The organism is Mucilaginibacter sp. P19 (assembly GCF_050632265.1).
GTDB lineage: Bacteria > Bacteroidota > Bacteroidia > Sphingobacteriales > Sphingobacteriaceae > Mucilaginibacter > Mucilaginibacter gossypii.
This window is the reverse complement of sequence record NZ_CP192586.1, coordinates 1078480-1104084: the sequence shown is the minus strand read 5'-3', so window position 1 is coordinate 1104084 and position 25605 is coordinate 1078480. Positions and strand designations below refer to the sequence as shown.

Sequence of the window (25605 nt, the reverse complement as noted above, 5' to 3'; positions counted from 1 at the left end):
CCCTGCAATCGAGAGGGATTGGCATTAAATCGTAATAATAAAATTGATGTCTTTAACTCTCCCCCTTTGGGGGAGCCGGAGGAGGTGAATTAATAATCGCCCAGTGTTTCCTCTAACTGATCTAACGCCAGTTTAAGCTGCTCATCATTTGGCGCAACACCGTGCCATTTGTGGCTGCCTACCATAAAATCGACACCGTAGCCCATTTCGGTATGCATCAGGATCATGATCGGTTTACCCTGACCTGTGCGGCTTTTTGCTTCTTCAAGCACCCTAACCACATCCGCCATATCGTTACCTTTCATATCCAATACATCCCAGCCAAAAGCTTCCCATTTCGCTCGAAGATCGCCTAATGAAAGTACCTGTTTGGTTGGACCATCAATTTGCTGACCGTTAACATCGATAGTTGAGATCAGGTTATCAACATGATTGTGCGGGGCAAACATCGCAGCTTCCCAAATCTGGCCTTCCTGGATTTCGCCATCGCCATGCAGGGTAAACACCAATGATTTATCACCGTTTAATTTTTTTGCCAATGCAGCGCCGATAGCTACCGATAAACCCTGTCCCAATGAACCCGAAGCAATACGGATACCCGGAAGATGCTCATGTGTGGTTGGGTGACCTTGTAAACGCGCATTCAGTTTACGGAAAGTTGCCAGTTCGGCTTTATCAAAATAACCGGCATGTGCCAATGTGCTGTAAAACACGGGGGAAATATGGCCGTTTGACAGGAAGAAAATATCTTCGCCAACTGCATCCATATTAAATTTAGGATCGTGGTTCATTACCGAAAAATACAATGCGGTAAAGAAATCGGTACAGCCCAATGAGCCGCCCGGGTGGCCTGATTGACAGCCATGTACCATGCGTACAATGTCGCGCCTGATTTGTGACGCGGTTTTTTCTAATGTTTGTAAGTCTGCTTTCATTAATGGAATTTAGGAACTGCTAAAGTAGCTATTTTGATTGTGTTTTTAACACTTATTTTATAAGATCGAGCACCTGTTGTGACGAGGCCTTAGTATCAACCTTACTGATCACATGCGTAATAACCCCTTCTGCATCAATTATAAATGTGGTACGGGCTGTACCCATATATTTTTTGCCGTACATGTTTTTTTCAACCCATACGCCGTAAGCTTCTACAATTTTAAGCTCATTATCGGCTATCAGGGTAAATGGCAGGCTATATTTGGTTTCAAATTTTTTGTGCGATTTTTCGTCGTCGGTGCTTACCCCTATCACCTCAAAACCTTTGCTTAAAAGTGATTGATAGTTATCCCTGAAATCGCATGATTCGGCAGTACAGCCGGGGGTATCATCTTTAGGATAAAAGTAAAGGATCACATTTTTCCCTTTGTAATCGGCAAGGGATACTTCTTTGCCGTTTTGATCTTTAGCGGTAAAAGCAGGAGCTTTATCGCCTTCTTTTAATGTTGTCATGGCTTATTTAGGTACTTATCTGGAAAAATCGGCGGAAAATTCCGAAAAATTATTCTTGTTATCAACTAAAGTCAACTTAAACACGTGTTTACCGGGTGCAATATCGCTATTAAAGGTGTAACTTAATATTTTACTTTTATAATCGTGCTCCATCAGCACCCATTTGCCATCAATGGTACCGGTATAACTCTTAATTCCTGATAAATTATCACTCATCCTGAAGTTAATACTGCGCGCAGCCCTCATATTACTGCCATTTTTAATATTAAGCGGATGGATAACGGGCGGCACAGTGTCTACTTTGATACAATAGTCGCCAAAGGCGCTCACCTGCGATATCACATAGCCATCTTTAAAGTAACCACCCTGGCAGCCGCCCCAAGAACTTACAATAACCGCCTTATCAGTGTACTTACCCAGGTCAACATCGGGCTTAATCCAGATCTCATAGCTATCATGAATGGGTGTAAGCCGGTTATGGATATGGTGCATGGCCGAATAAGCCCCCACGGGTTTGGCTGATGCTGAATATTGGAAATCAAGGTCATCATAAAGGTTACCTGGCATAATGACCACTTTCACTTTGTCGTTGCTAAACTCACTCCGCTTGTCATAGTAAAACATAGTACCGATAGGTTTCACAGGCTGTGGGTTTGTAAACGGCGATGATTTAACCTTCAGGTTAAGCGATGCTGTATTGCCAGCCACATCCTTTACAATATACTCCACATCATGCGTCGCGTTATCATCAAACGTAATGATGCCGTTATTTACCGATTGCGGATACAATGAAATCCGGCTGCCGGGCAGAATGAAACATTTCTGCATCCACCTGCGGAATGATTCAAATGCAGGGTAATCTATATATGCATTGATAGCATGGGTCTGATCAAACGCGAAACGTTCAACCGCAAAGGTATACACGGTTTTGCCATCCAGTTTTAGCTCTATTGAATAAACGCCGTTATGATTAAACGACGTGCTGTTCATATCGCTGGTATTAATCCCGAATCCGATATTACCGCTTAGTTCCAGCGTTTGTGGTTTAAGGAGATGATAATTACCTGCTGAGCCCGTAACGCCTAAAAACTCTTTAGGTGTTTTTTCGCTGAACGGTTTTCCGTTGAGGTGATAGATACCAATAGCGGTAATTGTAGGCGGCACTTTATCAGGAATGGTTAAACCAAATAGCTGTGCATTGATAGTTTCCTCTGTTTTACTGTCCCTGATCTCAAAGTGCACATGCGGCCCGGCCGATGCACCGGCATTTCCTGAAATAGCTACAACCTCATCCTTTTTTACCGGCACCTGTGTTGGTGTAAGATTAAAATCAGCCTCAAAGGTTTGGTGCTCGTACTGGTATTTCTTTACCAGATCAATAACCGCCGGGCTAAAGCTTTGCAAATGGCCGTAAACCGTAGTATACCCATTGGGATGGGTAATATAAATAGCCCTCCCAAACCCACCAAACTGTACACGTACCCTTGATATGTAACCTTCGGCAGCGGCATGTACAGGGTAGCCTGTCCGCTGGTTGGTTTTAAAATCGAGCCCGGAGTGGAAATGTGACGGCCTTAACTCGCCAAATGAACCGGCTGTAGTGGGCGGCGTAAGATCAAGCGGATACCTGAAATAGTTTTGCGGGTAAGCCCTGCTTTGTATAATATTTTGAGCAAATGCGTTTGAATAAAGCGCTAAACACATTGCCCCTGTAACCAATATTTTTTTATCATGCTTACTTAACGTAAAAATCGAGCATTTTCTCATCTTCGAGGTATCCCTCAAGTCTGTCGCCGATTTTTACTTTTGATACACCTGGTGGGGTGCCGGTAAATATTAGGTCGCCCTTTTTTAGGGTGATGTATTTTGAAACAAAGGCAATGATGCTCTCAAACGAAAAAAGCAAATCGCGGGTGTTGCCCTGCTGACGGGTTTCACCGTTAATATCCAGCTTAAAGTTGATATCATAAACAGATTCAAACTTGGTTTTAGGCACAAAAGTGCTGACGGGCGCCGAGCCATCAAAGGCTTTAGCCAGTTCCCAGGGAAGGCCTTTTTCTTTGTGGCGTGCCTGAACATCGCGTGCAGTAAAGTCAATACCTAAGCCAATTTCTTCATAGTAATTAGCGGCAAACTTTTCGCTGATGTGCTTGCCCTCTTTGCTGATCTTCAAAACCAATTCAATTTCATGGTGTACATCTTCCGAAAAATCGGGATGATAAAAAGGCTTGTTCTCTTTTAATAAGGCCGTATCGGGCTTCATGAAGATAACCGGCGTTGTGGGTACCGGGTTATTGAGTTCTTTGGCGTGTTCGGCGTAGTTGCGGCCAATGGCAATAATTTTCATAAATGAACGCTATAATCGCCAAAGCTAAAAAATTTGATGGGTTTGAGGAGAAGGTTTATAATGTTGTATTAATAATTTGACGTTCCCCTCAAGTAAAACTTACGCAGGCAAGTACCTCTGGCACACCCAAATAGGGTTCATTCAATTGCTACAAACCTTTTGCCCCGCTGGGGCAGTCAAAAGTGAAAAAATTAATTTTAATCGAATTTAATTAATAACCGAAATCCTTTTGATAACGGATTCGGTACCGGCAACAACGCGGACAAAGTAAAAACCACGGACCAGCTTATTGCTGATCGGGTAATTCAGATTATGATCGCCGGATTCAACCCTTTGAGAAAACAGGGTAGAAATATCGTTGCCCAGCACATCCATTATTTTAATGGTTACGTTGGCATTGCGCGAAATGGAATATTTAAGATTGATCTGGTCGGTTACCGGGTTAGGGTACAATTGCACATCGCTTAGTAGTTTATCATCGGGCCGGGATACATTCAATTTTACACTTGAAGTAACAGCGGGTTTTAATGGAGGAAGCGAGAGGTGCAAGCCATTCTTCAAATAAGAGGTTTTGGCAGCTTTAGTTTTACCCCTAAGATACACGGTATCAGACTTTAGCGAATGACCATCGGCAACAAAGGCGAAGTTCACGAAAATTGCCATCGCAATTATCACGACCCATGTGTAGGTATAAACATAAGAATATGTAAAATTTCGCCTCATTATTTAGTATGATTCTACAAAAGTATAAATAATGCCTTCATCCCATTAAATATTAGTGTTTTTGTAAAACTTTTTAACAAATTTTAACAAAATGCACAGCCTTATTGTATAATAGACACATAATTTCCTTATACGTTTAATCATTGTAATGGTTTAACCAAAAAAATTAATATTTTTGCCATCTCTAAATCATAAAAGTGTCAAATCATAAAGATCTGCATAAACTGTCAGCCGCGGGCTTTCTAATCAGTTTAGGAATAATTTACGGTGATATTGGTACCTCCCCATTATACGTATTCAAGGCTATAGTTGGCCAGCGTCAAATTTCAGAAACATTAATTCTTGGAGGTGTTTCGCTCATTTTTTGGACATTAACCCTGCAAACCACTTTAAAGTATGTGGTGATAACCCTAAGGGCGGATAACAAGGGCGAAGGCGGCATTTTCTCGCTGTTTTCATTAGTACGGCGTAAAGCAAAATGGCTTATTGTACCGGCGGTTGTAGGAGGCTGCGCCCTTTTGGCCGATGGCATTATTACCCCGCCAATTACCATATCATCGGCTATTGAAGGTTTGCAAACCTATTACCCTAACTTGCCTACTGTATATGTGGTAATGGCCATTATTACCGCTTTATTTATCATACAGCAATTCGGTACGTCACTGGTAGGTAAGGCATTCGGGCCTATCATGTTCGTCTGGTTTACGATGATGGGCTTTTTAGGTGTTACCTATATCGTACATGATCCATGGATCATCCGCTCGTTAAACCCGTACTATGCCATTAAATTGCTTACGTCGAGTTCAAGCGATGGCGCCTTCATTATATTGGGTGCCGTGTTTCTGTGTACCACAGGTGCCGAAGCATTGTACTCCGATCTTGGCCACTGCGGTAAAGCCAATATCCGCGTAAGCTGGGTGTATGTAAAAATTTGTCTTATCCTAAACTATTTAGGCCAGGCAGTTTGGTTGCTACAGCGTAACGGCCACGTTATGGACCTTAATGCTCAAAACCCCTTTTACCAAATCATGCCAACATGGTTCCTGATATATGGCATCGGCATAGCTACAGTAGCGGCTATCATTGCCAGCCAGGCGCTGATATCAGGTTCGTTTACGCTCATTGCCGAAGCTGTAAGGCTTAATCTTTGGCCAAAAGTTAGGATCAACTATCCATCAGAGCAAAAAGGACAGTTATATGTACCCAGTGTTAACTGGCTCCTTTGGGCCGGTTGTTTAGGTGTGGTGCTAATATTCAAACACTCGGATAAAATGGAGGCTGCTTACGGTTTAAGTATCACCGTAGCCATGCTCATGACCACCATACTGGTATCCAAATTCCTGAAACGCAAAAAAGTACCTAACTATATCATCAATACGTTTTTGGCGGTTTACCTGCTTATTGAAGGAACCTTCCTTACCGGTAACCTGCACAAGTTTTTAGATGGTGGTTGGTTTACCCTCTCCATCGGTTTTGTGCTGTTCACCGTAATGTGGACATGGCATACCGCCCGCAAGATCAGGAACCGCTATGTGAAGTTTGTTGAGATAGAAGACTATTTTGATATAATAAAGGAGCTAAGCTCTGATGAAAGTGTGCCTAAATATGCTTCGCAGTTGGTTTATTTAACCAGCGCCAACTTCAATTCAGAAATTGAATCAAAAATTGTTTATTCCATACTGCAAAAACAGCCTAAACGTGCAGATGTTTATTGGCTTGTACACGTTGACGTAGTGGACGAACCTTACAAACGCGAATACGAAGTTGACCATTTAGTGCCAAACAAACTCATCCGGATTGACTTTAAGCTCGGTTTCCGCGTTGAACAGCAAATAAACCTGCTATTCAGGAAAGTGGTAGAAGATCTTGTTAAAAAAGGCGAGGTTGATATTACCAGTACCTACAAGTCACTGAACAGGCATAAAATTGTCGGCGATTTCCGTTTTGTGGTGATCGAAAAGATCTTCTCACGCTCACACAACCTGTCATTCATCGAAAGATTTATAATGGATTACTACAAGCAGCTTAAAAAAGTGAGCTTATCCGAAGAGCGCGGTTTTGGCCTCGACCTGAGCTTTGTAACGGTAGAGAAAGTGCCGCTGGTGCTTGCTATACCTGAGGCGATTGAAATTCACCGGGTTAATTAAATTCCCCTTTAATATTGAAAGCCTTCCGGAAACGGGAGGCTTTTGTTTTTCAATCTACTACGGGCTTTCAGCTCAAGTGTGTAAGCTGAAAGCTTACACTATGCCACCCACAGTCTGAAAGCCTGCGGTAGTTATATAGTCACTTGCTTTTCTCCCAGGCCATCCGCATATATTTCCGCACCTCATCATTAATATCTTCCTTAAAATACATCCTGAAGTAGTGATTATACTGATCGGTGCCGGGCACTTGTTTTATTTTACTGAAGCACAGGTTATCGTCATAAACCTGTTTAAACGGAAATACCACATCAATAAAGTTTTTACCTAATTGGGCAACATAAGCAAAGTTTATCCTTGCTCCCAATGCGATCATGCTTTTGGTAGGATAAACTTTAATTTCGGCAATTTGCAGGTACTCGTCAACCAAATGATCAAACAGCGCTATGGTATGGGCCGTTTTGCCGCTTAGCGCTTCCGATAGCTCCCTGTCGCAGCATGAATGCACCTGGTTGGTAGCGGTAAATTCACGTTCGCATAAGGGGCAGTTCCACATAGGTTTTAAGCGGTTTTGGGTTCTTTCCCCAGTACGCTGTTTTTATAACTGTAGGTGGCATAAATCACTAAGCCAATCACCAGCCATATCAAAAACCTGAGCCAGTTGGTATAGCCAAGCTCGGTCATGAGGTAAAAGCAGCTCATCAGCCCCAAAACAGGGATGAGCGAGAAGTTTTTAATAAAGCTATAAACCGCTATAATAATGATTAGTATAAAGAAAAGATAGTTAGGGAAATTATACAGGAAGCCGTCAAAACCTAAATAATACTTCTTAGCATCGCTGATATCGTTCGTTTGCCTTAGTGCGGTATTGAATTTATCCTCTTCTATATCCTTAAAATATTTTTTAGCCGAGTCGGGCTGGACAGTTACATTAGCGTTATAAAGCTGATTGGTAGTTTTAAGCAGGCTCAGCTTGTCATTGTTGTCCATGTTATCAATGATATCGCTACGGTCTTTTAGCTTCTTAAACTGCATCATTTCAACCTGCGCGGCCGGTTTAAACCAGGCAACCGAGCCTAAAATCACCAGTGTGATAATTGGTATAATAAATTTACCATTCACATATGGTAAATGGAATTTGCCTTTAACAGCCTCTTCACGCGGCAGCAACAGCACACCGCCGCAAACCAGTACAAATGCAAACAGGGTACCTATACTGGTCAAATCGGTCACCTCGGTAAGATTCATGAACAGAGCCGGTATAGCCACCACAAAACCGGTTACTACCGTGGCAAAAGCAGGTGTTTGATATTTTGGGTGGATACGTGAAAATGCTTTAGGCAATAAACCATCGCGGCTCATGCTCATCCAGATCCTGGGCTGGCCTAACTGGAATATCAGCAATACACTCGCTGTAGCAACAACTGCACTGATGGAGATCACATAGCTAATCTTATTTAAGCCCACCTTTGCAAAAACAAAGGCCAGTGGGTCACCAACCTGCAGGTCTTTATAACTTACCATGCCGGTAAGCACCAATGCTATCAGGATATACAATACTGTACAAATCACCAGCGAATAGATCATGCCGCGGGGCAGGTCGCGCTGGGGCCTTTCACATTCTTCGGCTGTGGTTGAGATGGCGTCAAAGCCGATATAAGCAAAAAACACCCCTGATACCCCTTTCATAACACCACTGAAACCGTTAGGCATAAACGGGTGCCAGTTGGCAGGTGTTACGTAAAAAAACCCACCACTATAACCGCTATAACAATCACTATCTTTAAAACCACCATGGCATTGGTGGCCTTTTTTGTTTCGCGGATACCAATATAAACAAGGTAGGTGATGATGATAACAATTAAAAGGGCCGGTAAATTGGCAATGAGCTTAAAACCGCCTATGCCCGGCGCCTGATCCCAGGCCAGTGCTTCTGCTTTTACTTTATCACTGATATCAGCCAGGTTTGTACCTGCTGCCTGAACCTGCTCATGCCCACGCAGGGCCGAAACATAGTCCATAGTCAGAAACTTGGGCATATGGATATGAAAGCCCTCCAGCAGGTTTACAAAGTATTCGCTCCAGGAAATGGCTACTGCGATGTTGCCAATGGCGTATTCCATTAACAAGTCCCAGCCAATGATCCATGCTATCAATTCACCAAAAGAGGCATAAGCGTAGGTATACGCACTGCCCGCAACCGGGATACGCGAGGCAAACTCGGCATAACAAAGAGCCGAAAAGCCGCAGGTAACAGCGGTTAAAATAAACAGGATGGAAACCGCAGGGCCGCCGTGGAAAGAGGCTTCGCCAATTGTCGAAAATATACCTGCCCCCACAACGGCGGCTATGCCCATGAGGGTGAGGTCTTTTACGTTAAGTTCTTTTTTGAGTTGGGATGACGTTGTACCGGGATGCTCACTATCACTAAAACCACATTCAACATCATTTAAAATTTTTGCTACCGACTTTTTACGAAAGATACTTTTCGACATGTAGTTTAATTAATAAGTGCTAACCAATCTCAAAATTAATCATTTTTTTGCATTGAATAAGTATATGCTTACTTTGCAACATGAAGATAGGAATAAAAGACGTGTTGCACAGGATCCGCCCTTTTTTTATCCTTTACCTTATCCTTTTAGCCACCTGCCTGACTATCAAACTGCTATTTACCCGTGAAGCTATTTTTTTTACGGTTAATGGTTGGCACCACCCCTGGCTTGATACCATTGAGCCTTATGTTACAGATATCGGCGACGGCACCACAGCCGTGATAGTATCACTTGCTATGCTTTTATTCAGTTACCGCAGCTGGCTGTTAATGGCCTCCAGCTATGCCATAACATCCGTCGCGGCACAAATCCTTAAATACATTTATATCGCCCCCCGGCCAAAGCTATACTTTGCCAGCCAGTGGAGCAGGGTACATACCGTAGAAGGTGTTTATATATTGGAGAAATACAGTTTTCCGTCCGGACATACGGTGAGTGCTTTTTCTGCCGCGCTGGTCATAACGTACCTCTGTAAAAACAAAGGCTGGGGAATCCCAGCCTTGTTTGTTGCCATAATGGTTGGCTATTCAAGAATTTATTTAACCGAGCACTTTTATGAAGACGTGCTTGCCGGCTCGGCTATTGGTGTGTTTGTTACTATATTTTGGCTAACATGGCTTGATGGTAAGCAGTTCATCAATTCGGCCAAATGGAACCGGGGCCTGCTCGATAACGTATTCAAAAAAGCCCCTGTCGCTAATTAAACTCCAGCTTCCAACTGACTGTTTTTACGTTTGATCACGGTTAATACGATAATCAATATTATAACGGCGCCGCCGCCATAAATACCTATTTTGGCCGGGGCGGACATGCCTTTTGCGTCAGACAAATACTGATCGCGGCGATCCAAAGTAGGTGCGATTTTGATAGAACTGGAAAATTGTTTCAGTTCGGCCTTTGCCAGATCAAGTCTCTGCTCCGGATAGTTATATTCAAAAGTATAGGTTACGTCCTGGGTATACAGCAGGATAAAATTTCTTAACTCCGGAGATTCGCCGGTTGAACCGCTGTTATCAATCCTGAGGGTGAATACCTTTCCTTCCAGTTTACCGATAGTGGTATCACGCGGATACATTACACTGCCATTAACAGATTGTTTTTGAATACCTTTGATGTAGGTTTTAAATACATCTTTCAAGTCGCTCTCCTTGTTTAAAGGTTTTGTATTAGCGTTTGGCACGCGTAAAACAAGAATATTACCTAATGATGCACTACCCTGGTATATCTGCTGGCCTAATGTATCCTTTTTAGTAAAGCCTTCGGGTAATGAAACCGTGACAAGGCTATCTATCTTTACAGGTTTAAGTGCCTGGCTAAAACCTGTAAGCGAAAACAGTATTATGCTTAAGCTTAAAATTATCTTTTTCATATTTATTTAACTTGAAAAAGAAGAATAAGTTTTAACTAATAATACATTATGAGATTTATATGAAAGTTAAATGACTTATAATCAACAATATAAATACAAGCTAAAAGCTGAAAGCTTAAGGCTGAAAGCTTTTCAAACACAAAGCTTTTCGCTTTCAGCCTTCGGCTTTGCGCTTAAATAAAGGCTTTAAGTTTATTCAAAAGCTCATCCAGGCATACTTCGGCAAAGGCAGTTGATGAGTCTGAAACACCGTATGGAATAATGAGTTTATTGTTGTGTACAATTACCCCGCATGAATAAAGCACGTTAGGTACATAGCCTTCCCGCTCATCACTGTTGGGGATCAGCAAAGGCTCGCGCAGGCGGCCAATTTCAACCGTTGGGTCATCCAGTTTAAGCAGACTTGCACCCAGCACATAACGGCGCATGGGACCAACGCCATGGGTTATCATGATCCATCCATCGGGTGTTTCAATGGGCGAGCCGCAATTACCTATCTGCACAAACTCCCAGCTAAATTTAGGCTGTTGCAGCATCACCGGCTTTTCCCAAATATTGATCTTATCCGAATACATGATATAGTTATTGCAGCCGTCTATCCGCGATATCATCACATACTTGCCGTTCACTTTGCGTGGAAACAAGGCCAGGTTTTTATTCTGTGCACCCGCACCGTACAAAGGCATGATCTTAAAATTATAAAAGTCGGTTGTTTGCAGCAGCTTAGGCATAATCAGGGAGCCATCGTAGGCGGTATAAGTAGCATAGTACAGTTTGCTGCCGTCATCGTTGGTAAACTGTACAAAACGGGCATCCTCAATACCCTTACGTTCATATTCGGATATCGGGAAGATCACCCTGTCGGAAATATCGGTATCCAGTGAAAAAACAATTTCATAATAGGAATCTGCAAGCCAAAGTACCTTGTCATACTCCAGCCGCTTCATATCGTCTTCCTGCAGTTTTTGCGAATCCATAATGATCCGGCGCAGGTTGGCGTACTCAAAATGATGATCGAGTTTTGATTCCAGCTCACTTATAACATCAATATTAATTTGGGTGATGGCAGCTTTTTCAAAAAAAGCTTTTTATTATAAACGGCATTTCTCACAATTTCGGCCTCATCAATGTAACTGCCCGCAGGTTGTATGCTGATGTTGTTATCCTTATCTATCAAGGCCCGGCGAAAAGTTATGGAAGAGATATGCCCTTCGCCTACCGCCCGGAAACTGATGATCACCCTGCGCTGGCCGTCTTCAAGCTCAGTTTGGTCGGGATCTTCAACTATCGAGGGATTAAAGAAGGCGGCCGATTCAATAGAATACTCATGCGTAAAATAAGACCCAATGAGCAGCTTGCGGTAAACGGTAAGCGTATCAAAATCAATATTGAGCTCTAAAAACAAAGGCTTAAGCTTGCTGCAATGCCTGTTGAGCACCCGGGTAATATTACGGTGCCTTTTGGAATATTCCTGCAGCAAGGGCGATACAATGCCAAAAGCATCATCTTCGCTGATTAACATTACACGCTCAATAACCTCTTTGGCGCGATCGTTCCCATTAAAAAAATCTTGCTATTACACGTTTCGGATCTGGATTTACCCGGATGGGTTTGCGTTCGATAGAAAGTCTCATACAATGAAGTGGTAGCTTTTAGTTTGTAACACCAATCGGCGCAAATTGATTTGAGCTTTTTTAATTTAAACGCAAGATTTAAAAAAATGGCACTTTACAGGACGCTATAAAAGCCTATCTTCATACTTTATTAATCTTCGGTACGGTATTTTGCCCGCCGTGAATAATCTTGATCCTGTAACCCTTATTGATAGTTCCTGTAAATGCACAATTATGAACGTACTAATTGTTGAAGACGAAAAAGGCCTTGCGCTTGAGGTTGATGAATTTTTAAGCCACGAAGGTTTTACGGTTGAACATGCCCGCACTAAAAAATCGGCATCGGAAAAAATCTTCGTAAACAATTATGACTTTATCCTGCTTGACCTGGGATTGCCCGACGGTGACGGCTTTGACCTGCTTAAAATGCTGAAAGGCATGAACGAGCGCGAAGATGCTGTAATTATCCTCACCGCACGCGGCGCTGTTGACGACCGGGTATCGGGCCTTGAACAGGGTGCCGACGATTACCTGGCAAAGCCGTTTTCATTAAACGAGCTATTAGCCCGCATGCACGCCATCACCCGACGCAAACACCGCCTGGAGAGTAATGATATCAATGTTAAAGGCTTAAAGATCAACATACAAAACCGTACCGTTACTTACAACGATGAGCGCATAACCCTCACCAAAAAAGAGTTCGAGATCTTCAACTACCTGGTGCTTAACAAAAACAGGGTAATATCGCGCACCAACCTCACCGAACATGTTTGGGGCGATGTATTGGAAATAAATTCCGACTCTAACTTTGTGGATGTGCACGTTAAAAACCTGCGTAAAAAGCTATCGGCATATATTCCTATAGATTGGTTTGAAACCGTAAGGAGCATCGGCTACCGTATCAACATCTGAAATTGACAGCCTCATGAAATTACAGGTAAAACTGGCCCTTTATAATACATTAACCAAATTAGCCATTATACTTTTCACTGGCCTGCTTATCCTGCTTTCTATCGAAAAAATTTCTTATGACCATGTTGAGCTTAGATTGGAGGATGATGAAAAGGAAATACTCAAAAACCTAAGTTCAAAAGAGATCAATGGCTATCTATCAACTCAAAGAACGTATAAGGACTACAATATTTTAAAAGAGGAATTTATTATTATAAAACCGGTTAAGTTTGAACCCACAGTTACCGAAGATGCAAAGTTTACTACAGAAATCCGAACTAATGAAAGTGTAACGCAAACTTATCGCATACTTACTCATCAGTTTAATTTTAATAACCATACCTATTTACTTGAAATTGGCGTAGCGGTTACCTCTGTTGAGGAATTAAAATCCATCATTAAAAGGTTTACCCTTTTGACATTGATAATAGCACTCGCCCTCACGCTGGTAAGCGACCTGGTGTTTACCAAATTTTTGCTTGCGCCCTTTTATAAGATCATCGACCGCAAGCTGATCAAAGTAAATGATCCTATGAACTTTGATTATGAAAAGATCCAGACCACCACACAGGATTTCGAACTGCTTGATGACAGTATCAGCACACTCATGAAAAAGATCAGTAACCTGTTTGCTCTGGAAAAACAGTTTATTGCCAATGTATCGCATGAGTTACTTACGCCCATATCAATTATCAGCTCGCGGTTGGAGAATATTTTATTGCAGGAAGAACTCAGCGAAGCCAGCGAAAACAAAATGCACGCCTCGCTGAAAACATTAAACCGGCTTAAATCTATCATCAATAGCCTGCTGCTAATATCAAAAGTTGAAAATAACCAGTATGCCAAGACCGATGTGGTGATGATAGCAGGCGTAATTATGGAGATACAGGAAGAACTGGAAGACCGTTTGGAAGAAAAGCATCTCACCTTCAACAATAACATTAAATACATCTACTCCATTATGGGTAACCGCCCCCTAATGCATACCCTATTGTTCAATTTGATAAACAATGCAATTAAATACAATAAACCCAAAGGCAGTATTACCGTTGCCGATGAATTGAAGGAAGATGTTTATATACTGGAAATTACAGACACAGGTGCGGGGATGAACCAACAACAAATAGAAAACGCTTTTAACCGTTTTGAAAAATTTGAGACTGAAGAAAAAGAAAGCTACGGCCTTGGTTTAGCTATTGTGAAAAGTATTACCGCTTTTCATGGCATCCGGGTAAAAATAGATTCGGTAAAAGACAGGGGTACCAGTATCTATCTCATATTTAACCGCGAGCTTGACTTCACTTAATCTTCACATTGTATCAATACATTTACAAAGTTTATTTTGTAAGTAGATCCCCTATTTAACTATAGAGGCCGTTTTCCAGATGGGAATGGCCTTTTTTTGTTTTCAAGAAAACCCAATCAAAAAACTACCGTCGTTGCGAGGTACGAAGCAATGACGCCTTTTTTACAAAATAATCTCTTATATCATCTTATTCCGCTTAACCAGGTAAGTGTTCAGGATATGATGATAGCCTTCATGGATATCGGCATCAACCAGATCAATATGATACTGTGCGCATTTTAACTCCAGCTGATGGCGATACTCCTTTAACGATGCCTTGTAGGCGTCGCGGATGCGGGCCGGGTTCACTTTCAGTTCGTCACCGTTTTCGATATCAATAAAATGATGAGGGCGGTTATCAAAATTAAACTCAAGCTCTTTTTGCTTATCGGTAACGTTGAAAATCACCACTTCATGTTTATTGAATTTCAAATGTTGGATAGCAGCAAACAAAGCCTGCTGTTTTTCGGCATCCAGATTATTTTCCAGCATATCGCTAAAAATGATCACCAACGAACGCTGATGGATTTCCTGGGCTATATGATGCAGCACATTGGTAATATTGGTTTGCGTATTTACTTTTGGACTGGCGTACATTTTTTCCAGCTCGGCATATAAATAAAACAGGTGTGTAGTGGTTGATTTCGCCGCGCTGATCCAGTCTATTTTATCCGAAAAAAGACAAAGTCCAAAAGCGTCGCGTTGTTTTTTAAACAGGTACATGAGCGATGCTATGGCATAAACAGAAAACTGGAGTTTATTGGTACCCGTTTCAGGAAAGTTCATGGATGATGAAGTATCCAGCAGCAAAAAACAGCGAAGATTGGTTTCTTCCTCAAACTGCTTTACAAACAATTTATCGGTACGGGCCAGCAGCTTCCAGTCGATATTTTTTACCGATTCGCCGTTGTTATACAATCGGTGTTCGGCAAACTCAACCGAAAAGCCATGAAAGGGACTTTGGTGCAAACCAGTAATAAAACCTTCAACCACCTGCCGGGCCAGCAATTCAAGATTCGCCAGCTGCCTTATTTGCTGATCATCGTTTAATTTGGTCATAGGCTAATATAGGCATAAAAAAAGCGCTGCAAAATTGCAACGCTCTTTCAAAAAGTATGTTGTGTTAATGCTACAATGTGTAGCATTAAATAAGCTTAAGGGTTATGCTAACTGTTTTACCAGTTTATCAGTTAATACTGATTTTGGCACAGCACCGATTTGTTTATCCACAATTTCGCCATTTTTGAAGAACAATAAGGCAGGGATGTTACGGATACCATATTTTACAGATATACCTGGGTTGTTGTCAACGTCTACTTTACCAACAACAGCTTTGCCTTCATATTCTTTAGCAATATCTTCAACTACCGGACCTACCATCCTACACGGACCGCACCATTCTGCCCAAAAGTCAATTAATACCGGTTTGTCTGATTTCAGGACAAGCTCGTCAAAGTTTGCATCAGTTATTTCTAAAGCCATGATTTCTATTTTTTAAATTTTGTACTTACAAATATATGCTATTCAAATTGCTTGCCACAAGTGTACTACTGACAATGTGACAATTATATTATTATAATACGCAGCCTTAACGCAGGCATGACCATTTGTCGCATTTACACCCTTAAATACCTCCTTGCGACATGACGTATTAACACAAATTACCTATTTCCAAAGCATATTTACAACTATAGCGGCGGGTTACTTTTTAACATTGGGGGTATTAATTAACACATAGCTATAGAATTATGTTTACGATTATTATCCCGCTGTTACTTAACTTCTTTACGCCGATACTCCAGTTTAAGCTATCATCACGCAGGATAAACGGTCAAATCAAATTGCCTTTATCCATAATTATATTTTTGTCGCTTTTGCTGGCAGCAGGCTTAGCCACCCTTTCTTTTATGATTTCGCTATATAGCGTACCTGCCGATATCAAATGTGCTATAGGATGCACTATATTTATATCAATAGGTATCTTAAATGTAGGCTTTATAGTTCCGGTTATTGGAGTTTGTAGTTTTATAACGTACTATAAATTAATGTAAGAAAAGGCAGCAATATAATTATATCGAAATGCTTATCTTTTTAATTTGGCTTATTGCCCCGGTTGTACAAATGATCCTTTCATCATTAAGGATAAAGGGTCGGATCATATTACCTATAATAGGCAGTACCGTATTGTCATGGGGATTGGGCATAGCGTTAACAGTTGCAGCCCTTCCGTATCTTGTTCCGCCACCACCACCCTCATCCTCTCACCCGGCCGGGCGATGTGGTATGCCCGAGATGGCCGTACTTTTCGGCGGCATTTTCATTGATGGGGTAGTCGCCTTATCTATTGGTATCTTCAGTTATATTATTTACCTCATCAAAACAAAAAATGACCGGAAGCCACAGCCGCCGGTCATCAGTTAATAAATTTATCATGCCTCCATGAATTATATCTTGATCAAATTTTCACGGAAGATAGGTTTTTAAAAGTCTCCCCTTCAGGGGAGATTTAGAGGGGTTTATGCACCTTTCAAAGTAGCCATACCGCCGTCAGCAATCAATTCGGCACCGGTTATAAATGTTGAATCGTCAGAAGCGAAGAAGGTAACTGTTTTGGCAATTTCTTCGGCCAAACCAAAACGGCCCATTGGGATCTGTTTGATCAGTTCGGAACCCATGCCTTCCAATTGTTCCTGGGTTAAGCCTAATTTATCGGCAGTGTGTAAAGGTGTTACAACCGGACCAGGGCTTACAGAGTTAACCCTGATGCGACGTGGCAACAACTCGGCCGAAATGTTTTTAGCTAATGAAAGCAATGCTGCTTTACTTGCTGCATAAACAGTTGCTCCGGCCATACCAATATGTGCGTTAATTGATGTATTCAGGATGATAGAGCCGCCATCATTAATTAAAGGCAACAATTGCTGAATACTGAAGTAGGCACCTTTAAAGTTGATGTTCATGATATCATCAAACATCTGCTCGCTCATTTGCTCAGTTGAATTGAACTGGCCAATACCTGCATTAGCAAATACGATGTCAATTTTTTCGGCAATAGCTTTTACCTTTTCACCCAATTGCTTAACCTGGTTGATGTCGCCGCTATCTGCAATTACACCTTGAGCATCAGCACCAAGTGTTTCAATTGCTTCGTTGATTGATTTTTGGTTCCTGCCGGTGATGATCACTTTTGCACCTTGTGCGATGAATTCTTGTGCTGTGGCCAGGCCTATACCACTGTTGCCGCCTGTTATTACTGCTGTTTTTCCTTGTAACTTTTTCATTATCTTTGTTATTGATACATCAAAGGTACAGTGAGTTATAGCTACCCACAAGAATGCACCATTTTGTGTGCAACATACTTTTTGGTAGGTTATGGACCGGTTTGATGCAATCGACATATCGCCTTTTTCATTATGACAAAAAACAGACATTCCGATCACTCCTGCGCTATGGCAGCAGCCCTAAGCGTGATTAGTGGTAAGTGGAAACTGAGTATAATAAACCAATTATTAAGCGGTCAGAAGCGTTACAGCGAGATAAACCGGGCCATCCCCGGCATGACCGAAAAGATGCTTTCGCAACAGATCCGCGAACTGGAAGAAGACGGCATAGTATCCCGCCATATTTTTCCCGAAGTACCGCCAAGGGTTGAATATTCCCTCACCCCTATCGGCGAAGAACTATCATCTATATTTTACACCCTCGAAAGATGGGGAAGCCATTACATGACTGTAACTAATGCTAATGGCGAAGTAATTAAGCCTGATTATACTTGTTATACTTTAGTGAAACAGGATGATGAGGTGGTGAAAGTGGAAGTGTAAAATGTAGATGTTGTAAAACGATATCTCTACAGGCTTTTCTTGTATTTTTTACCAGGACGGCGACTGGTATGGAATATTGAATAAACAAAGATGAGACCCTTTTCAGAGTAAACTCTAAAAATGATCAAAAAAGGGAAGTCATCCACTTTACATTCCCGTATTTTCCCGCTTTTATTAGGATAAAAAAGAGGATTATTACTTATACTATTTAATTTTCGCTCAACAGAGGTTTCAAAACGATCTCCCAATCCGGTTAATTGCTCCTCATACCACCTGTATGCTTTCTGATATTCTATTTCGGCTTTCGGAAGTAATTAAATGTTATATCTCATCAGAACTACCGTGCTCTTGCATTTTTCTTAACCTGCTCCCAGGGAATTCCAACAACTCTGCCACTTTCATAATCATCTACGCGGCTTTTCATTTCATTTAAAAAATCCTGATCCTCCCATAAATCAAGCTCATCTTGTATCTCACTCTCAACCATGGTATATATCGCGGCTACTTTTTTATCGTCAGCAAAACGGATATACTCTTGCAGTCTTTCCCTAATAACTTCTGTTTCCATAATAACGATCACTTGTTAAACAAATTTAACCTATAAATTTAACTATATCAAGCTTCATAACTACCTTAACTCAGCACCGGCTCCTCATTAGTCAAACTATGTATCCCCGCCATAAAATCATCGCTTGGATTTACCTTGAATGATTTAGATGACAGTTCAACAAGCATAACCTCTTCCCTATCCTTGATTTGGAAACGGAGCTTACAATTTTTAACTGGATACTTTTGATTGTTATCATCTATCATGTGCTGGATATCATCCAGCAGTTTACTGTTGAGCATTTGTACATCAATGCAAACAGTTAATGATTTGGTAAGTTTATCCCGCATTTCTGATAGCAGGTCCATCACCATGATGCGCAAATCCCAGTTATCTTTCTGGCGGAACTTTTCTTCAATGTTTCCTTTAATATGCAGGAAGTAGCCTTCCATCATCATATTACGGAATTTTACATAATCATCACCAAACAACGCAAACTCATACGATTCATTGTAATCCTCAAACACAAATGTGCCGAATGGCTTACCCGTTTTAGTCATTTTATGCTGAACGCTTGATACCAGGCCACCTATCCTTAACTCACCGCGACGGCGTAGTTCATTGAACGCCGCAGTTACATCTTCGCCGCCTTCACCTGACCGGGCTTTTTGCATCAGTTTCAAATCGCTGATGTTTGCGTTACAAAAACGTTTAAGTTCAACCTTATAATTATCCAAGGGGTGACCGGTCAAATAAATTCCGATAACCATTTTTTCGTACTTCAGCTTTTCTATCAGCGGCCATTCTTCAACATCAGGCATAGCAGGCTCTGGTACATAAGATGCCACCGAACCGCCAAATAATGACGATTGCGAACTGCTTTGTACATTCTGATAATCGTTAGCATATTTGATCAGGCGTTCAACACCTGTTAATGTACCCAACTCGGTTTTGGCAAAAAACTGTGCACGCGGAATTCCAAAGCCATCAAACGCACCACCATAAACAAGGTTCTCGTAAGATTTACGGTTGACACTACGGGTATTGGAACGCCTTGCAAAATCATATACTGTTTCAAACGGGCCGTTGGCATTACGTTCTTCAATGATACTTTCCACCGCTTTATCACCCACACCTTTTACGCCGGTTAACCCGAAACGTACCTGGCCACGCTTGTTCACCGCAAACGCCATGTCCGACTCGTTGATATCCGGCCCTAATACCTCAACGCCCATACGGCGGCACTCCTCCATGAAGAAGGTAATTTTTTCAATATTGTTCTGGTTATTCAAAACCGCCGCCATGTACTCTGACGGATAGTGTGCTTTTAAGTAAGCTGTTTGGTATGCCACGAAAGCATAACATGTAGAGTGCGATTTGTTGAACGCGTACTGGGCAAATGCTTTCCAGTCGGTCCAGATTTTGGTAAGCTTATCTTTTGGATGGCCTTTAGCTATCGCCCCGTCCATGAACTGGGCTTCCATCTTGTTCAGTACCTCAATCTGCTTTTTACCCATCGCCTTACGCAAAACGTCGGCATCACCTTTACTAAAGCCTGCTAACTTTTGCGACAGAAGCATCACCTGTTCCTGGTACACAGTAATACCATAGGTCTCACCCAGGTATTCCTCCATGTCAGGTAAATCGAACACTATCGGTTCGCGGCCATGCTTACGGGCAATAAAGTTTGGGATATACTCTATCGGGCCCGGACGGTAAAGGGCGTTCATGGCAATTAAATCCTCAAACTTATCGGGCTTAAGCTCGCGCAGGTACATTTGCATACCATCACTTTCAAACTGGAAAGTACCGTTGGTATCGCCGCGCTGATAAAGCTCATAAGTTTTAATATCATCAAGCGGGATGTAGTCGATATCGATCACCACACCATGATTTTGCCTGATCATGCGCAGGGCATCCTTAATAATGGTAAGGGTTTTTAAACCCAAAAAATCCATCTTAATTACACCCGCATCCTCAATTACGCGGCCATCATATTGGGTAACCAGTAAGTCCGAATCTTTTGCTGTCGCTACCGGTACAATCTCGGTAAGGTCATAAGGGGCAATGATGATACCTGCGGCGTGTACACCGGTATTACGTACCGATCCTTCCAGTTTTTCGGCTTCACGCAATACCTGTGCTTTTAGGTCGTTACCGTTCAGGATCTCTTTTAGTTCCGGCACCTGTTCAATGGCATCTTTGAGGGTGATACCCAGGGTTTCAGGCACCAGTTTCTTCATGGCACTTACATCGGCCAGTGGCATATCCAATACACGGCCCACGTCCTGGATACTGGTGCGGGCAGCCATCGAGCCATAGGTAATGATCTGCGCTACCTGGTTTTTGCCATATTTATCAACCACATAGTCAATAACCCGCTGGCGACCGGCATCATCAAAGTCCGTATCAATATCGGGCATCGATTTACGGTCGGGGTTTAGGAACCTCTCAAACAGGAGGTTGTACTTCATCGGATCAATATTCGTGATCCCGGTACAGTAAGCCACTACCGATCCCGCCGCCGAACCACGTCCCGGGCCAATGAACACGCCCATATCGCGGCCAGCCTTTATAAAGTCTGCCACGATGAGGAAGTACCCTGCAAAACCCATAGTACGAATGGTGAACAACTCAAAATTGATGCGTTCTTCGGTTTCCGGACTAATATCACGATAACGCTCCTTGGCGCCCATAAAGGTAAGGTGCTTCAGGTATTCCCATTGATTTAAAGTATCGGCATCGGGTGTTTTGTGGATCTTAAACTCTTCAGGAATTACATAATTAGGCAGCAGGATATCGCGTTTTAGCTTTAACACCTCCACCTTGTCAACAATTTCATTGGTATTATCCAGTGACTCGGGCAGGTCATGGAACAGCTTGCCCATTTCCTCCTGTGTTTTAAAGTAAAACTGATCGTTAGGGAAACCGAAACGATAGCCTTTACCACCTTCCTCGTCGGTAGCTATTGGGGTGCTTTGCATATCGCCTGTGTTTACGCAAAGCAAAATATCGTGCGCGTTTGAGTCTTGCTGATCCACGTAATGCGAATCGTTTGAACAAATCACTTTTACGTTATACTTTTTAGCATAAGTGAGCAGCACATTATTGATAATTTGCTGCTCCGGGATTTCGTGACGCTGTAACTCGATATAAAAGTCCTCACCAAACAAATCCAGCCACCATTTAAACTCCTTTTCGGCATTTTCGGGCGTATCCCTTAAAATGGCTTGTGGTACCGAAGCCCCAATACAACAGGTAGTAGCAATGATACCTTCGTGGTATTTTAAGATCAGTTCCTTATCAATACGAGGCCATTTGCTATACAGCCCTTCCATATATCCCAATGAGCATAGCTTAACCAGGTTTTTGTAGCCCGTAGGGTTTTTAGCCAGCATCAGTTGATGGCGGCGAACATCCTTATTTTCTTTGGTAAATTGCTTTTTATGCCTGTCTTCAACCACGTAAAACTCGCAACCTACAATGGGTTTTACATTGTGTTTACCGGCTTCGGCTACAAACTTAAATACGCCGAACATGTTGCCGTGGTCGGTAATAGCAAGGGCCTTCATCCCATCCTTAGCGGCTTTTTTATACAGCTTGGAAATATCGGCTGCCCCATCAAGCAGGGAGAATTGGGTATGTACGTGGAGGTGTGAAAAATCAGGCATAGTAAATCCGTTTCAACAAAATCTTTATGAGGTACAAAGTTAAAACAAGTTAGGGATGTAGACTGTTAAAAAGTAGCGCTGTGGAAATTTAATTAAAGCCGCCCCATTTTGTAAATTATACAACAACACACAGCAAACTGCTATACTTAGCATGTTATTTGTTTATATTGATCAACAGCATCTTCACCTTTGAAATACAAATACAATTGAAAAAAATACTACGAATAACCCTTAAAACGATACTTTGGATACTGGTAAGTGTAGTTCTGCTGGTTATCCTTGTAGTAATTTTGATACAGGTTCCTGCTGTTCAAAACTTCGCGAAAGACAAAGCCGTAACTTTTTTACAGAATAAAATCCACACCAAAGTTAAGATTGGCCATATCAGCCTTGGCCTGCCTAAACTGTTAGTTTTGGAGGACGTGTATTTTGAAGATCAGAAAAAAGACACCCTCATAGCCGGCGAAAGATTAAAGGTTGATATCAGCATGCTCAAGCTGCTGCACAGCCAGGTTGAAGTAAACGAAGTAAACCTGCAGGGCATTACGGCCAATGTAAACCGTGGGGCCGACAGTGTGTTTAACTTCGATTACATTATCAAGGCTTTTGTTGGCGAACAAAAAAAGAAGTAGAACCTACCGATACTACATCAACCATGAAGTTTTCTGTTGATAAGATCGTTCTCGATAAGATCAACATAAAATACAAGGATGCCATTACAGGCAACGATGTAAAGTTTTTGCTTGGCCATTTTGACACCCGCGTTAAGGATTTTGATATGGATAAGATGAAGTTCACCATACCGAAAATTACCCTGAGCGATGTAAATGCTAAGATCATCCAATCGCCGACCAACGCCATCCCACCACCTGATACCGCTACCACACCTTTGAATATGGATTTGAATTTAGGGGTGATCGATATCTCTAAAATTAAGGTTGATTATCGAAGTGCCGAAATGGGTGCCAAGGTGGACCTAAGCAAGTTTTTGGTGGAGATGGACAAGATAGACTTAAAGAATCAAAAGGTAGGCATCAAAAGCATCGAACTGAGTGATACCAAAGCAGGCCTTAGTTTAGCCAAGCCTAAAACTGTGGTTAAAGAAGTTGTTAAAACCATTAAAAAACTGGATACGCTGGTATCCTCTCCTACCAAATCTGCCTGGCGGGCAACAATTAGAAAAGTAACTTTTACTAACGATAATATTAAGTTCGATAATGAAGCGCAGAAGGCTATCCTTAAAGGTCTCGATTTTGGCCATATGGACATCCGAAGTCTTAATGCCGAAGCTGAAAATATTTCCTATAGCCCTGATACCATTTCGGGCAAAATTAACTCCTTTACCTTTGCCGAAAAAAGCGGTTTAAAGATCAATAAGTTTCATACGGCATTCCTGTACGGGCCAACTAATGCTTATATGAATGACCTGTTGCTGGAAACGCCGAATACCACACTACAAAAGTCGGTACAGGTACGTTACCCTTCTATTGATGCCATCACCAAAAACATTGGCGCGCTGGGTATCAATGCCAATTTAGATGGCATCCGTTTGGGTCTAAAGGATGTTTTACTGCTGATGCCAAGCATGGCCAGCATAGAACCCTTTAAATCGTCACCGGGTACGGTATTCAAAATCAACGGCCGGGTGAGTGGGCAGGTAAACAACCTCGAGATCCCTAACCTGGAAGTAACCGGCTTAAGCAGTACGCATATCAAGGCCTCGGCAAAAATGAAAGGCCTGCCCGATGTAAACAAAGCTACATTTGATATTAGTATTGCCGATTTCAGTACCAGTCACAGTGATATAGCCAAGCTTGCTCCAGCAGGTAGTATTCCGCCAAATGTGAGCATCCCCGAAAAAATGAGCTTGAAAGGTAATTTTAAAGGAAGCATGTACAGCTTTAATACCAAAATGAGCCTGCGCTCGAGCTATGGCGCTGTTGATCTGATTGCGACTTTGAAGAATGGGCAAAACAAAAACACGGCAACTTATACAGCCAATATTAAAGTTAACGAGCTTAACCTTGGCGCGCTTACCAAACAACCACAAATGGTTGGCCGCATTACCATGAATGCTAATTTAAAAGGTGCCAGCCTCGATCCTAAAAAGGCAAGCATAGCTTTTAACGGCAATATTGCAAAAGCTTATGTTAAAGGCTACACTTACCAAAACCTGGTAATGAAAGGTACATCAAGCAATGGGGCCTATACAGCAGTTGCTACCATGAAAGATCCTAACATTAATTTCAGCCTGGATGCTAAAGCCAATCTCAACAAAAAATACCCGGCAGTTAAGGCCACGTTAAGTGTGGATAGCATCAACCTCAAAAACCTGAATTTTGTCAAGGACGATATGCGTTTTCATGGCAAGATTGTGGCTGATGTACCAACTGCCGATCCCGATTACCTGAACGCCGATATTAAAGCAACCGACCTGTTGGTAGTAAACAAAGGCCAGCGCATCCGGATGGACACTATCAGCCTCATCTCGACAGCCAGCGCCGATAGCAGTACATTACGCTTGAAAACTCCTGTCATGTCTGCCCACATGGCCGGCAAGTATAAACTTACCCAGATAGCCCCGGCCCTGCAGGATGTGATCAATAAATATTTCAACACCGCTATTGCAGGCGGGCAGCAGGTAGCTGTTAAAACTAAAGGCGGCAAAACGATAAAAGCCAAACCCGCACCTGTGGTTAAATATTCTCCGCAGCAGTTTACGTTTGAAGCCAAACTGGTTAAAACGCCATTGCTTACCCAGTTTGCCCCCGACCTGAAACAGCTTGACCCGGTTTTGCTGAACGGCAGCTTTAATAGTCAAACCGGCGAACTTGTTGTTAAAGGCTCCATACCAAAAGTTGTTTACGGCACCAACACAGTTAACAAAGCATCGCTTAACATTAACACTGCTAATAATGCGCTCAATTATAATTTTTCTGTTGATGAAGTGAAGGTGGGAAGTTCTGTCGATCTGTTGTATACCAGCATCTCAGGTGCCGCACAGGATAACAAAGCAGGCTTGAGCGTTCAAATCCGCGACGCAGCAAAAAAGAACGTTTCCGTATAG

Annotated in this window: 23 protein-coding genes and 1 pseudogene; 8 read left to right on the top strand and 16 right to left on the bottom strand. The window is 42.2% G+C overall.

Annotated features, from left to right (window positions below; genetic code table 11):
- Nucleotides 1-89: 89 nt before the first annotated feature.
- From ACQ86K_RS05325 to ACQ86K_RS05305, 5 genes are all read right to left on the bottom strand, one after another.
- Entirely contained in the window at nt 90-935 is an 846-nt protein-coding gene (locus ACQ86K_RS05325) for a transketolase (RefSeq protein ID WP_090531971.1), read from the bottom strand.
- 52 nt (nt 936-987) lie between these two features.
- The gene (bcp, locus tag ACQ86K_RS05320) at nt 988-1449 is read right to left on the bottom strand and encodes a thioredoxin-dependent thiol peroxidase (protein WP_090531973.1); all 462 of its coding nucleotides are present in this window, start codon (nt 1447-1449) and stop codon (nt 988-990) included.
- A gap of 15 nt (nt 1450-1464) precedes the next feature.
- The gene (locus ACQ86K_RS05315; protein WP_431199943.1) at nt 1465-3153 is read right to left on the bottom strand and encodes a M23 family metallopeptidase; all 1689 of its coding nucleotides are present in this window, start codon (nt 3151-3153) and stop codon (nt 1465-1467) included.
- Nucleotides 3154-3184: 31 nt separating this feature from the next.
- On the bottom strand, nt 3185-3796 hold the full coding sequence (locus tag ACQ86K_RS05310; protein ID WP_091172625.1) for a fumarylacetoacetate hydrolase family protein: 612 nt from the start codon (nt 3794-3796) through the stop codon (nt 3185-3187).
- 207 nt (nt 3797-4003) lie between these two features.
- Entirely contained in the window at nt 4004-4447 is a 444-nt protein-coding gene (locus ACQ86K_RS05305; protein WP_431199942.1) for a T9SS type A sorting domain-containing protein, read from the bottom strand.
- Between the two features lie 269 nt (nt 4448-4716).
- Between ACQ86K_RS05305 and ACQ86K_RS05300 the strand changes: the two genes are divergently transcribed.
- Entirely contained in the window at nt 4717-6666 is a 1950-nt protein-coding gene (locus ACQ86K_RS05300) for a KUP/HAK/KT family potassium transporter (protein ID WP_091172629.1), read from the top strand.
- A gap of 139 nt (nt 6667-6805) precedes the next feature.
- Here ACQ86K_RS05300 and ACQ86K_RS05295 read toward each other — a convergent pair whose 3' ends face one another.
- Both ACQ86K_RS05295 and ACQ86K_RS05290 read right to left on the bottom strand, forming a co-directional pair.
- On the bottom strand, nt 6806-7219 hold the full coding sequence (locus ACQ86K_RS05295) for a DUF5655 domain-containing protein (RefSeq protein WP_256337512.1): 414 nt from the start codon (nt 7217-7219) through the stop codon (nt 6806-6808).
- A gap of 5 nt (nt 7220-7224) precedes the next feature.
- A pseudogene (locus ACQ86K_RS05290) lies at nt 7225-9158 on the bottom strand (amino acid permease).
- Nucleotides 9159-9238: 80 nt separating this feature from the next.
- On the opposite strand from ACQ86K_RS05290, the gene ACQ86K_RS05285 reads away from it, so the two are divergent.
- Nucleotides 9239-9922, top strand: coding sequence for a phosphatase PAP2 family protein (locus ACQ86K_RS05285; protein ID WP_091172633.1), 684 nt, complete (start codon nt 9239-9241; stop codon nt 9920-9922).
- On the opposite strand, the gene ACQ86K_RS05280 is transcribed toward ACQ86K_RS05285, so the two are convergent.
- From ACQ86K_RS05280 to ACQ86K_RS05270, 3 genes are all read right to left on the bottom strand, one after another.
- Nucleotides 9919-10587: a hypothetical protein gene (locus tag ACQ86K_RS05280; protein ID WP_091172635.1), complete on the bottom strand. Its 669-nt coding sequence runs from the start codon at nt 10585-10587 to the stop codon at nt 9919-9921. The genes ACQ86K_RS05285 and ACQ86K_RS05280 overlap by 4 nt on opposite strands.
- A 173-nt stretch (nt 10588-10760) precedes the next feature.
- Nucleotides 10761-11564, bottom strand: a complete 804-nt coding sequence (locus ACQ86K_RS05275) for a hypothetical protein (protein ID WP_431199941.1) — start codon at nt 11562-11564, stop codon at nt 10761-10763.
- Nucleotides 11565-11623: 59 nt separating this feature from the next.
- Nucleotides 11624-12109, bottom strand: a complete 486-nt coding sequence (locus tag ACQ86K_RS05270; protein WP_431199940.1) for a hypothetical protein — start codon at nt 12107-12109, stop codon at nt 11624-11626.
- Between the two features lie 325 nt (nt 12110-12434).
- Here ACQ86K_RS05270 and ACQ86K_RS05265 point away from each other — a divergent pair, with 325 nt between their 5' ends.
- Nucleotides 12435-13112, top strand: a complete 678-nt coding sequence (locus ACQ86K_RS05265) for a response regulator transcription factor (RefSeq protein WP_091172639.1) — start codon at nt 12435-12437, stop codon at nt 13110-13112.
- Nucleotides 13113-13125: 13 nt separating this feature from the next.
- On the top strand, nt 13126-14457 hold the full coding sequence (locus ACQ86K_RS05260) for a sensor histidine kinase (RefSeq protein WP_091172642.1): 1332 nt from the start codon (nt 13126-13128) through the stop codon (nt 14455-14457).
- Nucleotides 14458-14634: 177 nt separating this feature from the next.
- Here ACQ86K_RS05260 and ACQ86K_RS05255 read toward each other — a convergent pair whose 3' ends face one another.
- Both ACQ86K_RS05255 and trxA read right to left on the bottom strand, forming a co-directional pair.
- Nucleotides 14635-15555: a DUF58 domain-containing protein gene (locus ACQ86K_RS05255; RefSeq protein WP_091172645.1), complete on the bottom strand. Its 921-nt coding sequence runs from the start codon at nt 15553-15555 to the stop codon at nt 14635-14637.
- 102 nt (nt 15556-15657) lie between these two features.
- Nucleotides 15658-15978 (bottom strand): thioredoxin, encoded by a 321-nt coding sequence (trxA, locus tag ACQ86K_RS05250; protein WP_090531998.1) that lies wholly within the window; start codon nt 15976-15978, stop codon nt 15658-15660.
- 597 nt (nt 15979-16575) lie between these two features.
- Here trxA and ACQ86K_RS05245 point away from each other — a divergent pair.
- Nucleotides 16576-16917: a hypothetical protein gene (locus ACQ86K_RS05245; RefSeq protein WP_091172648.1), complete on the top strand. Its 342-nt coding sequence runs from the start codon at nt 16576-16578 to the stop codon at nt 16915-16917.
- Nucleotides 16918-17012: 95 nt separating this feature from the next.
- Here ACQ86K_RS05245 and ACQ86K_RS05240 read toward each other — a convergent pair whose 3' ends face one another.
- The gene (locus tag ACQ86K_RS05240; protein WP_091172651.1) at nt 17013-17777 is read right to left on the bottom strand and encodes an SDR family oxidoreductase; all 765 of its coding nucleotides are present in this window, start codon (nt 17775-17777) and stop codon (nt 17013-17015) included.
- A 132-nt stretch (nt 17778-17909) separates the two neighbouring features.
- Here ACQ86K_RS05240 and ACQ86K_RS05235 point away from each other — a divergent pair, with 132 nt between their 5' ends.
- Nucleotides 17910-18320, top strand: coding sequence for a winged helix-turn-helix transcriptional regulator (locus ACQ86K_RS05235; protein WP_091172653.1), 411 nt, complete (start codon nt 17910-17912; stop codon nt 18318-18320).
- A 26-nt stretch (nt 18321-18346) separates the two neighbouring features.
- Here the strand turns inward: ACQ86K_RS05235 and ACQ86K_RS05230 are convergent, their stop codons facing one another.
- The 3 genes from ACQ86K_RS05230 to dnaE form a co-directional block, all read right to left on the bottom strand.
- A complete protein-coding gene (locus ACQ86K_RS05230) occupies nt 18347-18616 on the bottom strand; it encodes a type II toxin-antitoxin system RelE/ParE family toxin (protein WP_091172655.1) in 270 nt (89 codons plus the stop codon).
- A gap of 41 nt (nt 18617-18657) precedes the next feature.
- Entirely contained in the window at nt 18658-18888 is a 231-nt protein-coding gene (locus ACQ86K_RS05225) for an addiction module protein (RefSeq protein WP_091172657.1), read from the bottom strand.
- 65 nt (nt 18889-18953) lie between these two features.
- A complete protein-coding gene (dnaE, locus tag ACQ86K_RS05220) occupies nt 18954-22538 on the bottom strand; it encodes a DNA polymerase III subunit alpha (RefSeq protein ID WP_091172660.1) in 3585 nt (1194 codons plus the stop codon).
- A 206-nt stretch (nt 22539-22744) separates the two neighbouring features.
- Here dnaE and ACQ86K_RS05215 point away from each other — a divergent pair, with 206 nt between their 5' ends.
- Both ACQ86K_RS05215 and ACQ86K_RS05210 read left to right on the top strand, forming a co-directional pair.
- Nucleotides 22745-23170, top strand: coding sequence for an AsmA family protein (locus ACQ86K_RS05215; protein WP_431199939.1), 426 nt, complete (start codon nt 22745-22747; stop codon nt 23168-23170).
- Nucleotides 23171-23193: 23 nt separating this feature from the next.
- The gene (locus ACQ86K_RS05210; protein WP_431199938.1) at nt 23194-25605 is read left to right on the top strand and encodes a hypothetical protein; all 2412 of its coding nucleotides are present in this window, start codon (nt 23194-23196) and stop codon (nt 25603-25605) included.

Coding starts and splice junctions, on each gene's coding strand:
- ACQ86K_RS05255 (WP_091172645.1), bottom strand. CDS start 15,555: ATGACCAAATTAAACGATGATCAGCAAATAAGGCAGCTGGCGAATCTT.
- ACQ86K_RS05275 (WP_431199941.1), bottom strand. CDS start 11,564: ATGGATTCGCAAAAACTGCAGGAAGACGATATGAAGCGGCTGGAGTAT.
- ACQ86K_RS05235 (WP_091172653.1), top strand. CDS start 17,910: ATGACAAAAAACAGACATTCCGATCACTCCTGCGCTATGGCAGCAGCC.
- ACQ86K_RS05210 (WP_431199938.1), top strand. CDS start 23,194: ATGAAGTTTTCTGTTGATAAGATCGTTCTCGATAAGATCAACATAAAA.
- ACQ86K_RS05295 (WP_256337512.1), bottom strand. CDS start 7,219: ATGTGGAACTGCCCCTTATGCGAACGTGAATTTACCGCTACCAACCAG.
- ACQ86K_RS05225 (WP_091172657.1), bottom strand. CDS start 18,888: ATGGAAACAGAAGTTATTAGGGAAAGACTGCAAGAGTATATCCGTTTT.
- ACQ86K_RS05245 (WP_091172648.1), top strand. CDS start 16,576: ATGCTTATCTTTTTAATTTGGCTTATTGCCCCGGTTGTACAAATGATC.
- ACQ86K_RS05265 (WP_091172639.1), top strand. CDS start 12,435: ATGAACGTACTAATTGTTGAAGACGAAAAAGGCCTTGCGCTTGAGGTT.
- ACQ86K_RS05325 (WP_090531971.1), bottom strand. CDS start 935: ATGAAAGCAGACTTACAAACATTAGAAAAAACCGCGTCACAAATCAGG.
- ACQ86K_RS05240 (WP_091172651.1), bottom strand. CDS start 17,777: ATGAAAAAGTTACAAGGAAAAACAGCAGTAATAACAGGCGGCAACAGT.
- dnaE (WP_091172660.1), bottom strand. CDS start 22,538: ATGCCTGATTTTTCACACCTCCACGTACATACCCAATTCTCCCTGCTT.
- ACQ86K_RS05315 (WP_431199943.1), bottom strand. CDS start 3,153: ATGTGTTTAGCGCTTTATTCAAACGCATTTGCTCAAAATATTATACAA.
- ACQ86K_RS05280 (WP_091172635.1), bottom strand. CDS start 10,587: ATGAAAAAGATAATTTTAAGCTTAAGCATAATACTGTTTTCGCTTACA.
- ACQ86K_RS05270 (WP_431199940.1), bottom strand. CDS start 12,109: ATGTTAATCAGCGAAGATGATGCTTTTGGCATTGTATCGCCCTTGCTG.
- trxA (WP_090531998.1), bottom strand. CDS start 15,978: ATGGCTTTAGAAATAACTGATGCAAACTTTGACGAGCTTGTCCTGAAA.
- ACQ86K_RS05260 (WP_091172642.1), top strand. CDS start 13,126: ATGAAATTACAGGTAAAACTGGCCCTTTATAATACATTAACCAAATTA.
- ACQ86K_RS05285 (WP_091172633.1), top strand. CDS start 9,239: ATGAAGATAGGAATAAAAGACGTGTTGCACAGGATCCGCCCTTTTTTT.
- bcp (WP_090531973.1), bottom strand. CDS start 1,449: ATGACAACATTAAAAGAAGGCGATAAAGCTCCTGCTTTTACCGCTAAA.
- ACQ86K_RS05310 (WP_091172625.1), bottom strand. CDS start 3,796: ATGAAAATTATTGCCATTGGCCGCAACTACGCCGAACACGCCAAAGAA.